This window comes from Chitinophaga varians, assembly GCF_014529945.1.
GTDB lineage: Bacteria > Bacteroidota > Bacteroidia > Chitinophagales > Chitinophagaceae > Chitinophaga > Chitinophaga varians.
Map to the genome: position 1 here is coordinate 131773 of NZ_JACVFB010000004.1, position 13754 is coordinate 145526.

At 49.6% G+C, this 13754-nt stretch carries 11 protein-coding genes; 6 read left to right on the top strand and 5 right to left on the bottom strand.

Annotated elements, in window-relative coordinates; genetic code table 11:
• The first annotated feature begins 102 nt into the window (after positions 1–102).
• Positions 103–1338: a BaiN/RdsA family NAD(P)/FAD-dependent oxidoreductase gene (locus ICL55_RS20670; protein ID WP_188100862.1), complete on the top strand. Its 1236-nt coding sequence runs from the start codon at positions 103–105 to the stop codon at positions 1336–1338.
• A 5-nt stretch (positions 1339–1343) separates the two neighbouring features.
• On the opposite strand, the gene ICL55_RS20675 is transcribed toward ICL55_RS20670, so the two are convergent.
• The gene (locus ICL55_RS20675) at positions 1344–1973 is read right to left on the bottom strand and encodes a deoxynucleoside kinase (RefSeq protein WP_188100864.1); all 630 of its coding nucleotides are present in this window, start codon (positions 1971–1973) and stop codon (positions 1344–1346) included.
• Between the two features lie 146 nt (positions 1974–2119).
• Complete coding sequence (gene folK / locus ICL55_RS20680; RefSeq protein WP_188100866.1) at positions 2120–2614, bottom strand: 2-amino-4-hydroxy-6-hydroxymethyldihydropteridine diphosphokinase; 495 nt, start codon at positions 2612–2614, stop codon at positions 2120–2122.
• 85 nt (positions 2615–2699) lie between these two features.
• Between folK and sppA the strand changes: the two genes are divergently transcribed.
• The 5 genes from sppA to ICL55_RS20705 all read left to right on the top strand — a co-directional run bounded on the left by sppA (position 2700) and on the right by ICL55_RS20705 (position 7627).
• The gene (sppA, locus tag ICL55_RS20685; protein ID WP_188100869.1) at positions 2700–4451 is read left to right on the top strand and encodes a signal peptide peptidase SppA; all 1752 of its coding nucleotides are present in this window, start codon (positions 2700–2702) and stop codon (positions 4449–4451) included.
• Positions 4452–4749: 298 nt separating this feature from the next.
• Complete coding sequence (locus ICL55_RS20690; protein WP_188100870.1) at positions 4750–5856, top strand: ABC transporter permease; 1107 nt, start codon at positions 4750–4752, stop codon at positions 5854–5856.
• Positions 5857–5898: 42 nt separating this feature from the next.
• Entirely contained in the window at positions 5899–6432 is a 534-nt protein-coding gene (locus ICL55_RS20695; protein ID WP_188100873.1) for an SRPBCC family protein, read from the top strand.
• A gap of 8 nt (positions 6433–6440) precedes the next feature.
• On the top strand, positions 6441–6971 hold the full coding sequence (locus ICL55_RS20700; protein WP_188100875.1) for an SRPBCC family protein: 531 nt from the start codon (positions 6441–6443) through the stop codon (positions 6969–6971).
• A 161-nt stretch (positions 6972–7132) separates the two neighbouring features.
• Entirely contained in the window at positions 7133–7627 is a 495-nt protein-coding gene (locus tag ICL55_RS20705) for a DUF2911 domain-containing protein (RefSeq protein WP_188100878.1), read from the top strand.
• Positions 7628–7768: 141 nt separating this feature from the next.
• Here the strand turns inward: ICL55_RS20705 and bioA are convergent, their stop codons facing one another.
• From bioA to ICL55_RS20720, 3 genes are all read right to left on the bottom strand, one after another.
• Positions 7769–9055: an adenosylmethionine--8-amino-7-oxononanoate transaminase gene (gene bioA / locus ICL55_RS20710; protein WP_188100880.1), complete on the bottom strand. Its 1287-nt coding sequence runs from the start codon at positions 9053–9055 to the stop codon at positions 7769–7771.
• Between the two features lie 18 nt (positions 9056–9073).
• Positions 9074–11572 carry an ATP-binding protein gene (locus ICL55_RS20715; protein ID WP_188100882.1) on the bottom strand — a complete coding sequence of 833 codons (2499 nt, stop codon included), beginning with the start codon at positions 11570–11572 and terminating at the stop codon, positions 9074–9076.
• A gap of 176 nt (positions 11573–11748) precedes the next feature.
• Positions 11749–13698, bottom strand: a complete 1950-nt coding sequence (locus ICL55_RS20720) for an LTA synthase family protein (RefSeq protein ID WP_188100885.1) — start codon at positions 13696–13698, stop codon at positions 11749–11751.
• Between the last annotated feature and the right edge of the window lie 56 nt (positions 13699–13754).

The following is a 13754-nucleotide window of genomic DNA, read 5'->3' on the forward strand; positions in this document are numbered from 1 at the left end:
ATAAATAATAGGACAAATATAAACTTACGAAAGAATAAACGGTAAGATTACGGCAGGTTTGTTATTATTGCGTCTTCAAGCTTTGGTTTTAACAAGATTTTAATGAGTGCAATCCGGAAAAGATTAGTGGTGACCGGCGGCGGTGCGGCCGGTTTTTTTTGTGCGGTCAATGCGGCCCGCTTATGCCCCTCCCTGGAGGTGGTGTTGCTGGAAAAAACCGGTAAACTGTTATCCAAGGTAAAAGTCAGCGGCGGCGGAAGGTGTAATGTGACCCACAATGCCCCTGATATTACGTATATGACTAAACGTTATCCCCGCGGGCAACATTTCGTAAAGAAGGCGTTCTCCCGCTTTTTTGTGACCGATACCATTGAATGGTATGCAGAACGAGGGGTGAAGCTGAAAGCAGAAGCCGACGGACGTATGTTCCCGGTCACGGACAATTCGCAGACGATCATCGATTGTTTGTTGCGGGAAGCAGACAAGTACCATGTGAAGGTGGAAACGAACAAGGAGGTGACGGCACTGGAAAAGAGCGCTGACGGACGCTGGCAGCTACAGTTGCAGGACGGCCGGTCGCTGACGGCAGATTATGTATGCGTGGCTGCCGGTGGGTATGCACAGACCGGCAAATTTGGCTGGCTGGAGAAAACAGGGCATACTATTGTACCACCTGCTCCCTCACTGTTTACTTTCAATATGCCGGGAAATCCCATTACATCTCTGATGGGAGTGGCTTCTACGGCACATGTGAAAATTGCCGGTACCAAACTACAGGAAACCGGCCCGCTATTGATCACCCACTGGGGCATGAGCGGTCCCGCGATACTGCGCTTGTCTGCCTGGGGCGCCCGTGAGCTGCAATCGCTGCAATATACCTTCACGGCGGTAGTGAACTGGCTGCCTGACTACAACGAAAATTCATTGCGGGAAGAATGGCCATCATGGCGCCAGCACCTCGGCAAGCAGAAAATACACCATAAGAACCCATTCGGCCTGCCACAGCGGCTGTGGCAATTTCTCCTGCTACAGGCGGGCATCTCCGAAGAAATGCGCTGGGCAGACGTACCGGCGAAAGACCAGAACAGGTTCATGAAAATGCTGGTCAGCATGGAGTTTCCGGTAAAAGGAAAAACCACCTTCAAAGAGGAGTTTGTTACCTGCGGCGGTATCACGTTGAGCGAAATAGATCCCGCCACCATGGAAAGCCGGTTGGTCCCCAACCTCTTTTTTGCCGGTGAAGTGATGGACGTAGATGGTATCACTGGCGGATTTAACTTCCAGCATGCCTGGACCAGCGGGTTTATCGCTGCCAGCGCGGTGATGTCGAGACTATAATCCCGTTACAGTTTAAGGTAGTGCATCCCAGGCTCGTACTCTTTGTCCAGCGCCGCCAGCAGGCTTTTGAAGTCTTCCGGCTGCCGCAGGAAATCCACTTTGGTAGTGTCGATAACGAGGGTGCGGACAGGGTGTTGTTTGATATACTGCATGTACATATCGTGTACATTGAGCAGGTATTCGTCAGGTATCTGCTGTTCGTAGGAGCGGTTCCGGTGTTTGATGTTTTCCTGCAGCTTGATAACGGGCGCATTGAGGAATATCAGCAGCTCGGGTTGTACCAGTTGCGGATTGATGATGTCGAAGAGTTTCTGATAGAGGGAATATTCTTCTTCAGGCAGATTGATTTTAGCAAACAGCAGGCTTTTGATAAACAGATAGTCGGAGATCACCACATCGGAGAAGAGGTCCTTTGTTTGCAACATGTCTTTCAGTTGCTTATATCTTTCCGCCATGAAAAACAGTTCCAGCGGAAAAGCATATTGCTGCGGGCGTTCGTAGAAGAGAGGAAGGAAGGGGTTATCGGCAAACTCTTCCAGTATCAGTTTAGCAGAAAAGTGTTTGGCCAGCATATTGGCCAGGGTGGTCTTGCCGGCGCCGATGTTGCCTTCTATGGTAATGAATTTATAGTGCATGGATTAGATTTTTTGCCCGCAGAGCCGCTAAGCAGCAAAGGCGCAAAGATAAGATTAGTTTAGCTGCACGCAGCAAAGATAGAGAATAGTTTAGCTCGCCCTGTTGGGAGCAAAGGGTGAAAAGTTTTTCTTTGCGCCTTTGCTGCTTAGTGGCTTTGCGTGCTAAGTTTAACAGCGCTCAGGTCATCCGGGCATTCCTGTTGCAGCTGCCTTACGGTTTTGTGCAGTACGGGATGCAGGTAGTCGGGAACGATTTCTGTCAGTGGCACAAGCACAAACTGGCGCAGGTGCATCCGGGGATGTGGCAGTTTCAGCTCCGGAAGGGAGATCACCTCGTCATTAAAAAAGATCAGGTCAATATCAATGACCCTGGCGCCCCATTTTTCCTGACGGATACGGCCGATCCGGCGTTCGATATCCAACAGTGTATGCAACAACGTTAGTGCATCCATATTGGTTTGTATTTCAACGCCCTGGTTGAGATAATCAGGCTGGTCTACGGACCCCCACGGGGCGGTCTGGTATAGGGCGGAGGTTTTAATCACCTCTCCGGCTGTTGCGGCGATGTGCCCGATTGCGTTTTGCAGGTTGGCTACACGGTCGCCCAGGTTGCCACCTATAAGTAATATTGCTGTATTCATGTATATTCTGAGGCCCAAAAGTAGCCATATTCCGTATTTTTGAAAAAATGTATCTTTCCATTTCCCTTTCATTTAACTAAAACGTATGCGTTTCTTTAAAACTTTCCTTGCAGCCCTTCTGGCATTTATTGTCTTTACCGGCCTATGCTTTATTGTGCTGCTGGCTATTATCGGGAAAGCCATTTCCCGTGAGCCTGTGACGGTTTCCCCCAATGGCGTGCTCACCCTGCAGACCAGCCAGGCTTTTCATGAGCAGAAAATTGTAAACCCCGTAGCTGCTTTTATGGGAGATGAATCTTCCGAAATTCCCGGTCTGTTTCAGGCGGTAAGGCTTATCCAGCATGCTGCCACAGATGACAACATTAAAGGGATTTATCTGAAAGTGGATGGTAATGGTAATGGCTTCGCCGGCACGGAAGAGCTGCGCAACGCTATCCTGCGCTTCCGCAAGTCAGGTAAATTTGTATATGCCTATGGTGAAGTGATGACACAGCAGGGCTATTACCTGGCCAGCGCGGCCGACAAGGTATACCTGAATCCCAAAGGTGGTATTGACTTCGGTGGCTTTTCCACCCAGCTGACATTTTTAAAAGGTACATTGGAGAAACTGGACATACAACCTGAAATTTTCTACTGTGGTAAATTCAAAAGCGCCACCGAACCCCTCCGCGAATCACAGATGACAGAGGCTAACCGGATACAGACCAACCAGTTCCTGGGAGAGTTGTATGGCAACTTCCTCAGCGGCATCGGTAAAGCCCGTCAGCTGGATACAGCTACGCTGCATGGTTATGCTAACGGGAACCTGATCCGGGAGGCGTCAGACGCGCTGAAATATAAGCTGGTAGACGGTCTTAAATATGATGATGAAGTTGTGGGTGAACTGAAAAGTAAAACCGGTATTAAAACAGAGGAAGACCTCAACCTGGTACCTTTCCTGAAATACAACAGTGCCGTGACGCTGACCAATGGCGGGGGTGATAACAAAATAGCCGTGATTTATGCACAAGGCGATATTATCAGCGGAGAGGCAGATAAACAGAATGTTATCGCCAGCGAAAGTTATATCCACGATATCCGTAAAGCAAGAGAAGACAAAAGAGTAAAGGCGATCGTTTTCCGGGTGAACTCCGGCGGTGGCAGTGCGCTGGCCTCAGAAGTGATCTGGCGTGAGCTGTCACTGGCTAAAAAGGTGAAGCCGGTGGTGGTGTCGATGGGTGATTATGCCGCTTCCGGCGGATATTATATCTCCTGCATGGCCGATACCATCTTTGCGCAACCGAACACCCTGACCGGTTCCATCGGTGTTTTCGGTGTTATGTTTAATATGGAGAACTTCTTCAAAAACAAGCTGGGCGTGACCTTCGACGGTGTTAAAACCGCGCCGTACGCTGATTTGGGCACGATGTCCCGTCCGCTGAACGAGGTGGAAAAACGTTTTATCCAGGATGGGGTAGACAGCATCTATGCTTCGTTTAAATCCAGGGTGGTTGCCGGCCGCAAACTGAATCCTGCCGTGGTAGACAGCATCGCGCAGGGCCGCGTGTGGAGCGGTACAGACGCGCTGCGCCTCGGCCTGGTGGACCGCATCGGTGGCCTGAATGAAGCCCTGAACTGCGCTGCCCGTCTGGCTAAAGTGTCAGAATACAGAATGGTAGAGTATCCTGAAATCAAAGATAAACTGTCCCGCTTACTGAAAAATGTAGGGGGAGAAGTCCAGACCACTATGGTGAAAAGGGAAATGGGCGTGAACTATGACCTGTACCAGCAGCTGAAAGCGATTCAGCACATACCGGGCGACGTACAGGCTAAACTGCCATTCAGCTACAGATTTTAAGACTGTCAAATTTTGATAAACCAGGGGGATGAACAAGCATTGTTCATCCCCCTTTTTATTTTTAGAGATCGATATTAAAATCCACTTAAAAATCGACGGGTCATCTCCTCCAAAAACATCAAAAGCGATTAAAAACAGCAAAAAATCATCAAAAAACGATAAAAAAGGGTTGAAATGAATCAAAAAATGCTCAAAAAATAGGTTTCCCTGTCAGATTAAACGTGTTGAAGCGTGAAAAATCAGGAAGAGCGTTATTTTTTTGAGTAGTTTTACGGGATTTTTAACAAACGAGACTCAGATGAATGGAGTGAAGTACAGCCAATGGAGGGCCATGCTGGCTATAACAAAAGGAAGTTTAAGAGGTATTTTCAGAAGCCCTTCTGCGGTGGTTTTTAGCCTGGGATTCCCGCTTGTGTTCATTCTTGTATTCGGATTTATTGGCGGAGGCAGTGTATCCGTGAAAGTGGGCGTTGACAGGCATACGGATATTAACAGCCGGTTTTATGAAGGATTGTCTAAGGTGAAAACGCTGAAACTGGTGACCGACCAGCCTGCGGCAGAGATGGAAGACGACCTGAAGAAAGGCCGTATCACCGCTATCCTGAATATCATACCCCAACAGGGGGCGGATAGTCTGCCTCATTTTCTGATAAACATCAAAACGTCTACCGCGTCCGACGCCAACAAAAAAGCCATTCTGACGTCTGTGCTGAAGGAAGTGACAGCACGTATCGATGATCATATTTATCCTCGTGCCTCGGTAGCCACAATCACCACCGAAGAGATTCCCGGCCGTGTTTTCAAGACCATCGACTTTATACTACCGGGCCAGCTGGGTTTTGCGCTTATGAGCGCCGCTGTATTTGGCACCGCTTTCCTGTTCTATAGTTTAAGGCAAACACTTGTATTGAAACGTTTTTTCGCTACCCCGATCAAACGTACCTATATTGTACTGGCAGAGGCTTTTAGCCGTATGATCTTCCAGTTGATCAGCTCTGTGGTGATTATCGGGCTGGGGCATTTTGCTTTTGGTTTCACGCTGGTACACGGATGGGTCACTTTTATGGAGATGCTGGTACTGTCTGTTTTCGGGCTGCTGGTGTTCATGGGCTTCGGCTTTGTGGTGAGCAGCATCGCTAAAAACGAAAGCACGATTCCGCCGCTGGCTAATATTGTGACACTGCCGCAGTTCCTGCTGGCGGGTACTTTTTTCCCGATCGACTCATTCCCTGCCTGGCTGCAGCCTGTCTGCAAGGTGATGCCGCTGACCTATCTCATTGATGCACTGCGTAAAGTGGCCTTTGAGGGGCAACATCTGTGGCATGTGGGCTGGGACATCGCTATATTAACCCTTTGGGGAGTTGTAGTGTATGCGGTAGCCGTTAAAGTATTCCGTTGGGAGTAGCTGGGTTTTTTTGTTAGCTTTGGCTTACCTAAAATCAGCTACATGCAGGCCTTTTTTATTCTTCTGGGGGCGTTGATCGTCCTGGTATTGGGGCTTTTCATATTCAGCTTGTTTCTTCCCCCTGTGGTCAAAGTGGAGCGTTCGCTCATGATTGCTGCGCCGGCAGACAGGATCTTCCCGTTAATTAACGTAGTCCGCAACTGGGAGCTATGGTCGCCCTGGAAAGAGCAGGACCCGGACATATCCATTACCTATGGGGAAAAAGACAGCGGCGCCGGCGCCAGCTACAGCTGGAAGAGCCATAACCGCAACATCGGCACCGGGCATATGACCATTACGGAATCCCGGCCGGAACAATATATCGCCACAGACACCGATTTTATGCGCATGGGTATCGCCAAAGGCACTTTCCGGCTGGACCCGGTAGGGGAAGGCACGCTCGTCAGCTGGAGCATGACCTGCAACATGGGCCAGCATCCGCTGCGTAAAGTAATGGGACTCATGATGGATAAATGGGTAGGCCAGGACTTTGAAAAAGGACTGGAAGGAATAAAACGATTAGTAGTTCGTAATTAATCAGCATTATGCGTCTTTTTAAATTGTTAGGCATCAGCATCGTTGTACTGGGCATTTTTGTGTTTCTGTTGTCGCTGATGTTTCCCTCTACCGCCGTGGTAGAACGTACCGGGGTGATCCAGGCACCTATCGATTCTGTGTACGCGCAGATCAATGACCTCAAAGCCTGGGAAAACTGGAACCCCTGGAGCCGTCCTGATACCACCGCTCAACTGGTATTTTCTGCACAAACCGCCGGTACCGGCGCCAGCTATTCCTGGGAAGGGCAACTCAACAGCGGCAAAGTCACTATTATTGACAGCGAAGTTGACAAAGGCGTGCATTATACGCTGGACATCAAAAATATGCATCCTGTAAAAGGAGGAATTGAACTGAAACCGAGCTTTGATGGTAAAGGCACGGCCATCTTTTGGCACATGGAAATAAAACTGGGGCTCGCTCCCTGGTGGAAACTTCGGGGTTTCCTGGCCGACCGCATCTATGGCCCGGCCATGGCGGACGGGCTTACCCGTCTGAGTCGCCTCTGCGAGCACCCGTGATCATTTATTCATTTATTCATTTTATCATTTTGGAAATGAGTAAATGAGTAAATGACTAAATGAATATTTTGCCATTTATCCAATAATTAAAGGTGGAGCAGCTGAATAGTTTTAAATTGTTGTCATTACCTCATTCCTCAACACAAAAAACTACATCTGCAATGAAACACCTTTTATTGGCTGCTTTTTTCTGTATGGCCACCACACTCGGTTTTGCTCAGGAGAAAGCAAGAAAGAGCCCACATGTAAACGTAGAAAATAAAGACATTAAGGTGGTGTATGGTCAGCCTTCCAAAAAAGGAAGAGTGATTTTCGGCACCCTGGAACCTTTTGGAAAAGTATGGCGTACCGGCGCTGATGAAGCTACCGAAATCACTTTCAAAAAAGACGTGGTATTTGGTGGTAAACCAGTAAAAGCGGGTACCTACACTTTCTTCAGCATCCCCGACGCCAAAACATGGACCGTTATCCTGAATGGTAAACTGGGTCAATGGGGCGCTTACGATTACGACAAAAATAAAGGCGAAGACGTGGTGTCTGTAAAAGTACCCCGCGAAACGCTGAAAGCACCGGTGGAAAAACTGACTTTCACCCTGCCTGGCAACGCTGTGGTATTTGAATGGGATGATACTAAAGTATCTGTACCGGTGAAATAATCACGCAAAGGCGCTAAGCAGCAAAGACGCAAAGAATTATTTTTTAAGAATTACAAGAAAGCAAAGGAGGGAGATCAGCATTTGATCTCCCTCCTTTGCTTTCTTTGTTTTCTTATATCTTGTTCTTAGCGACTTTGCTGCTTAGCGCCTTTGCGTGAACAGTTCACGTACGCTACCATATACCGTTGCCAGCTGTTCGTCTGTAATACAGTAGGGTGGCAGGATATAGAGTGTATTGCCCAATGGCCGCAGCATGACGCGTTTGGCCCGGAAGAAGCGGTGAAGATGATCCGCCAGCTGGTTCGTATATCCGTCGGCGTTATCTGTGACCAGTTCAAACGCCAGGATCGTTCCTAAGAGGCGGGGATTTTTAACGGCGCTTATCTGTTGCAGCTCGCTGATGAACCGCTGATGATTTTCGTGTATCCGTTGACGGTTGAGCGCGCAGGCCGGGTCCACAAAGAGGTCGAGGCTGGCGAGGGCCACGGTGCATGCCAGCGGATTGGCCGTAAAGGAATGCCCGTGGAACAGTGTTTTCAGCTTATCGTTGGAGAGAAAAGCCTCGTAGATATCGCTGGTGCAAGTGGTGATGCCCAGCGCCATGCTGCCGCCGGTAAGCCCTTTGGAGAGACATATCATATCCGGAGCGGTCTGCATGTATTCCATGGCGAAATTTTTCCCGGTCCTGCCGAAGCCGGTCATCACTTCATCGGCGATCAGCAGTATGTGTTGTTGCCGGCAATATTGCAGCAGCTGTTCAAACCCCGCGATATCATACATCACCATACCACCGGAGCCCTGCAGCAGCGGCTCAAAGATAAAGGCTGCTATCTGTTCGGGCTGCTGCGCGGCTATGGAAGCCATGATACTGTCTATATTGTCCGGTGTCGGTACATCCAGAAAATGCACTTCAAAAAGAAAATCATCGAACACACGGGTGAACACGCTGCGGCCACTGACGCTCATGGCGCCGAAGGTATCGCCGTGATAGGCGTTTTTAAAAGCAATGATTTTATTTCTGCGTTGTCCTTTGTTATCCCAGTATTGCAGCGCCATTTTGATGGCTACTTCCACGGCGGTAGAACCGTTGTCGGAGTAGAACACGCGGCGCTGGTTGGCGGGCAACAGCTGTAGCAGCCGTTCTGCTAAATTGACCGCCGGGGGATGGGTATAGCCGGCAAAGATACAATGCTGTAGCTGCAACGCCTGCGCTGCCAGCTGTTGCGCGATATGCGGATGTGCATGCCCGTGAATATTTACCCACCAGCTGGAGGTGGCATCTATATAGGCGTTACCCTCTTCATCATACAAACAGGCGCCTTCGCCACGAACAATACCGATAGGAGCAGGAGCGGTCTGCATCTGGGTATATGGGTGCCAGATCACTTCGAGATCTCTGGCAGACAGGTTTCCTTTAGCTGTTGACATGGGGCAAATGTAGGTAATTCATTTTTTATACCTGTGGAGTACCCGGTACAGGTCTTCTGCCTTATAAGGTTTGGGAAGCATTTCTTTCACGTCCAGCAGCCGGAGTTGCTCTGTGGCGTCCGGCATGATATCGGCCGTGAGCACGATGATGAAGGCATTGGGCAGCAGGCGGCGTATCCACGGAATTGTTTCATAGCCGTTCATTTCAGGCATGTGGAGGTCAAGCATGACGCCATCGAAAGTCTGTTCCTGCATTCTGGCCACGGCTTCTTTCCCATTGACCGCCAGCGTTACCGCGGCGCCGGTTTTATTGAGTTGCAGCTGCATCACCTGCCGGTTGATTTTGTTGTCTTCCACGATAAGCATCCGCATACCGGTCAGCAGATTGGCGGGGTCAATGGAAACAACCGAAACGGGTTCGCTATGGGTACCGGGAAGTGCGAGGGTAAGAGAGAACCGGAAAGTGGTGCCATGTTGTGGCTGGCTCTCTACGGAGATAGGACTACCCATCAGCTCCACCAGTTTGCGCGTGATGGACAAACCGAGGCCCGTGCCGCCGTACTCCCGGGTAGTGGCGGAATCTCCCTGTACAAAGGTGTCAAAAATACGGTCCAGTAATTCAGGCTGTATACCGATACCCGTGTCCGTTACTTTAAAGCAGATGGTCACATGCTGGCTGTCCGACTTTTCCGGTAGCAGCTCTACGCTGATATATCCTTCGTTGGTGAATTTCACCGCGTTGTTGACGAGATTATTGAAAATTTGCCCGAGCCGTACGGGATCTCCCTGTACCTGGTGCGGCACACCGGCATCGATGCGGGTATATAGTTGTAACCCTTTGGCGGCGGCCAATGGCTGATAGTTACCGGTAATGCCGTGTATCAGATCATGCAGATCGAAGGGGATATATTCCAGTACTACTTTTCCGGCTTCTATTTTACTGAGGTCGAGGATATCGTTGACAAGTCCCAGCAGATGATTGGCGGAAAAATGCAGGTTTTGTAACAGCTCCGGATGCAATGCGCCGGGCTGGTCCTGCAGGGCGCCGGAAATACCGATGATGGCATTGAGTGGTGTGCGTATTTCGTGGCTCATGACGGACAGAAATTCACTCCTGCTTCTGGCGGCATTTTCCAGATCTATCTCTGCTTTTTTCTGCCTGTCAATATCCATGATGATACCACGGAAGGCATTCACCTTTTCGTGATGGAACACAGGTATACCAGTGGTGCGTACCCATTTGACGGTGCCTTTGGCGGAAATATGCCGCAGGTCAATACAATAAGGCTGATGATGGCGTAGTAGTTGTATCTGTGCTTCCTCCAGCAGGTGCCTGTCTTCCGGATGATAGAATACCAGATCATTGTAGACAGCGGTAAAGTTTTCCGGCAGCTCGCGCAATGTGTATACCTGTTTGGTCCAGAACACCTGTCCGGTGACGAGGCTGAATTCCCAGCCACCGATCAGCGCCATCTGTTGGGTGATGTCGAGTATCTGGATGTTCCGGGCGTAGTCTGCATTGACCTGCCGCAGCTCCAGTTCACTTCTTTTGCGTTGGGTGATGTTTTGCACAAACATCAGCACGCGGCGGGGAGAGCTGTCGCTGGCCGGCATGAGGCGCATTTTCACCGCGTACCAGTAAGGCATGTCCTGACGGATGTCGGCATATTCATAATACTGCGGATCGCCGGTCCGAAGGAGCGTATCCGTCAGCTGCAGAAAAGCGTTGGCATGTTCTCCCACAAAGTCTATCATGCATTTGCCCAATATTTCTTCTTCCGGGAAAAACAACAGGTGCTGTTGATTACACCAGACACGGGTGAACACCAGTGTTTCATCGAGCTCAAAAACAATATCATCCAGGGAAGAAGTAAAGGCATGCAGTTCGGTGACCAGCTGCTGGTTGGTCATTTCAAGGCTTTCGCGGCTACATTGGGTACGATAGGTGTGCAACAAGGCGCCGTATGTCAGCGCAATAGGTTGCAGCAGCGAGATGATGGCCGGGTGGTATCCGCCGGGTTTGTTGACCAATCCTATCATACCGATAGTTTCGCCATGGTGGCAGATGGGAATACCGAGGAAAGCCTGGAATATAGCAGGATGAAGAGGTTCGTCTTTATCCGGATGGTTGCTGAGCACCGGTTCTCCTTCCTGTAACACTTTACCGAAGAGGGAATCCATATTGGTAAAATGTTGTCCGCGTTCCAGGCGGGCACCGAAGTATTGCTCTACGTTATTGTGCCAGTGAATATTGATGATGGCCTGTACTTCCAGATAGGAATCGTGAAAATAATCTTTTTCCATGGCGCCCATAAAACCGCCTTCACTGCCGGTAAGGTTGATCAGTTCAAGCAACAATGCCTGACATACCTGTGCGGGTTTGTTGTCTGCGAAGCTGGTATGCAGGGCAGCAATGATATCGAGTGCTTTCTGTTGGGGAAAACCGGTATGGTCATCGATACCATCTTCTAGTGGCAGGCTCCTGGAACTATTGCCAGAAAAGGGATTCACCAGCATGCGCTATCAGGTTTAGAGGGTTTGGGCACATTCATGGCATGCACCTGGCAAAGGCTGCATGCAATTTATTATGAAAAAGGCTTCTCAGGCTGGCGAACGGTTATGGAACAGGAGAGGGGATTGCCTCAGGCAATCCCCTCCTTAAATATACAAAAAAACATCAGATAAGTATCTTATTATTTCCGCATGCCATTGTTTTTAAACAACGAGTAGGCGGTTTGGTAATGGGCGACGCTATGCGACAGCAGTGTGTTGTCCATTGGTATCGGCTGCTCTTCATTTTTGGCCGGGCTCCAGGAGAAACACTGGGCTTTTTGTTGCGGGCTGAGAATCACCATTTTACCTGTTTCGAGGTAAGCCAGTTTCTGGTAGGTGCTTACCATGGCGCGCGGCTGATAGCTGCTGTCGAGCACATTTTTACCATAGAAGTTGGTTTGGTAAGACCAGTGCAACATTTTCAGCAGCGTGGGATAGATATCGATCTGGGAGCACATCACCGGTATTTCCTGTGGCGCGGTGTCAGGTACGTTGAAGAAAATACAGGGGATATGATACTTGCTGATCTCTATCTCGTTTTTGCCGGCACTGCTGGCGCAGTGATCAGCCACCAGAATGATAACCGTGTTTTTATACCAGGGCTTGTCCTGGATGGCTTTCAGGAACTGGCCGATAGCGTAGTCGGTGTATTTAACAGCGCCTTCGCGGCTGGTGCCTGAAGGGATATCAATTTTACCACCGGGATAGGTAAAGGGGCGGTGGTTAGAGGTGGTCATGATAAAATCGTAGAAAGGTTTGCCGGCGGCATACTTTTCATCTGCGCTTTTGATGGCTGCCTTGTAGATGTCTTCATCACAAACGCCCCAGGCATTTTCAAACTGCACCGCGCTATCGGGGATATTGGTGCGTTTGGAGGCCAGCTTATCATCTACCAGGCGATGGCGCAGGCGGTCGGTGATATCGTAGCCGTTATTACCGAAGAATTTGTTCATGTTATCAAAGTATCCGTCACCGCCATAAAAGAAGGTGGCTTCATAACCGCTTTTCCGGAAGATAGAAGCGGCAGAGAAGAGGTTTTCGTTGTTGCGGCGACGAACGATGCTTTGCCCTGGCGTAGGTGGTACCGCGAGGGTGAGCGCTTCCATGCCTCTTACTGTGCGGGTGCCGGTGGCGTACATATTGGTAAAGAGTATTCCGTTTTGTGCGATACTGTCCAGTACCGGCGTAATATGTTCTTTGTTACCGAAGCGGGTCATGAAATCGGCGCTGAAGCTCTCGATGGTGATCATGATGACGTTGGGCTTTATCGCTGCCAGGGTATCGGTAATGTTACGATAGATACTACGACCGTTTTCCAGGTACTGCGCATCGGGAGATTGCAGCTGTTGGCGGATGGTAGTGAAAGCTTTATCATCGTCTTCCAGCAGGTAGTATTTATCGTAAGCCAGTTCATTGTTGAGATAGGCGGAGATAAAAGAGTACACGCCTGCTTTGGAGAGCTCCTGCTGATAACGGTTTTTACTTTTTTCTGCCCAGGTATTGCTGATCAGAAATGCGTGTGCGAGCACCCCTCCCAGCAGCAGGGCGAAAATCAGTATCCTTTTAGAGAAGGGGGTGCGTGACTGGAAACTGTTGCGGAACATGCCCCGGCGGCTGCACCACCAGGTGAGCAGCGCTGTGGCCAGCAATACGCCGCCAATGAGCAATGGCAGCGGATATGACTGGTTAATGTTGCTGATCACTTCATAGGTGTAGATGAGGTAATCTACCGCAATAAAGTCGAACCGCCCGGCATACTCACCCCAGAAGGTAAACTCAGCGAAGAACGAAAAGATCACGATCATCAAAGCGAGGAAAAAACCGGTATAGGTGAAAACACGGTTGAAAACGGTGTTGTTAAGCCGTTGTGGCAGCACCAACAGATACAGGGCGTAAGCGATGGTAAAGAAGAGGGCTACGCCTGCATCGAATACAAAACCTTTTGCATAAACAGAAAGGATGCCACTGAAAGAAAGGCCGGCTTGCGGGAAAGCCCAGATTAACAACGCGGTGCGTACTAAAAACGACAGGACCAGGAATAGGCCGGCAAAGCCGAAAAGAACGGCGTACCGATTTTTTGCAGATTTCATTGCTGTATAAATGTGGCCGCAAAGGTACGCCGTTCCCCGAAAGAAAAAGCAGAAAT

Coding starts and splice junctions, on each gene's coding strand:
- ICL55_RS20670 (WP_188100862.1), top strand. CDS start 103: ATGAGTGCAATCCGGAAAAGATTAGTGGTGACCGGCGGCGGTGCGGCC.
- ICL55_RS20675 (WP_188100864.1), bottom strand. CDS start 1,973: ATGCACTATAAATTCATTACCATAGAAGGCAACATCGGCGCCGGCAAG.
- folK (WP_188100866.1), bottom strand. CDS start 2,614: ATGAATACAGCAATATTACTTATAGGTGGCAACCTGGGCGACCGTGTA.
- sppA (WP_188100869.1), top strand. CDS start 2,700: ATGCGTTTCTTTAAAACTTTCCTTGCAGCCCTTCTGGCATTTATTGTC.
- ICL55_RS20690 (WP_188100870.1), top strand. CDS start 4,750: ATGAATGGAGTGAAGTACAGCCAATGGAGGGCCATGCTGGCTATAACA.
- ICL55_RS20695 (WP_188100873.1), top strand. CDS start 5,899: ATGCAGGCCTTTTTTATTCTTCTGGGGGCGTTGATCGTCCTGGTATTG.
- ICL55_RS20700 (WP_188100875.1), top strand. CDS start 6,441: ATGCGTCTTTTTAAATTGTTAGGCATCAGCATCGTTGTACTGGGCATT.
- ICL55_RS20705 (WP_188100878.1), top strand. CDS start 7,133: ATGAAACACCTTTTATTGGCTGCTTTTTTCTGTATGGCCACCACACTC.
- bioA (WP_188100880.1), bottom strand. CDS start 9,055: ATGTCAACAGCTAAAGGAAACCTGTCTGCCAGAGATCTCGAAGTGATC.
- ICL55_RS20715 (WP_188100882.1), bottom strand. CDS start 11,572: ATGCTGGTGAATCCCTTTTCTGGCAATAGTTCCAGGAGCCTGCCACTA.
- ICL55_RS20720 (WP_188100885.1), bottom strand. CDS start 13,698: ATGAAATCTGCAAAAAATCGGTACGCCGTTCTTTTCGGCTTTGCCGGC.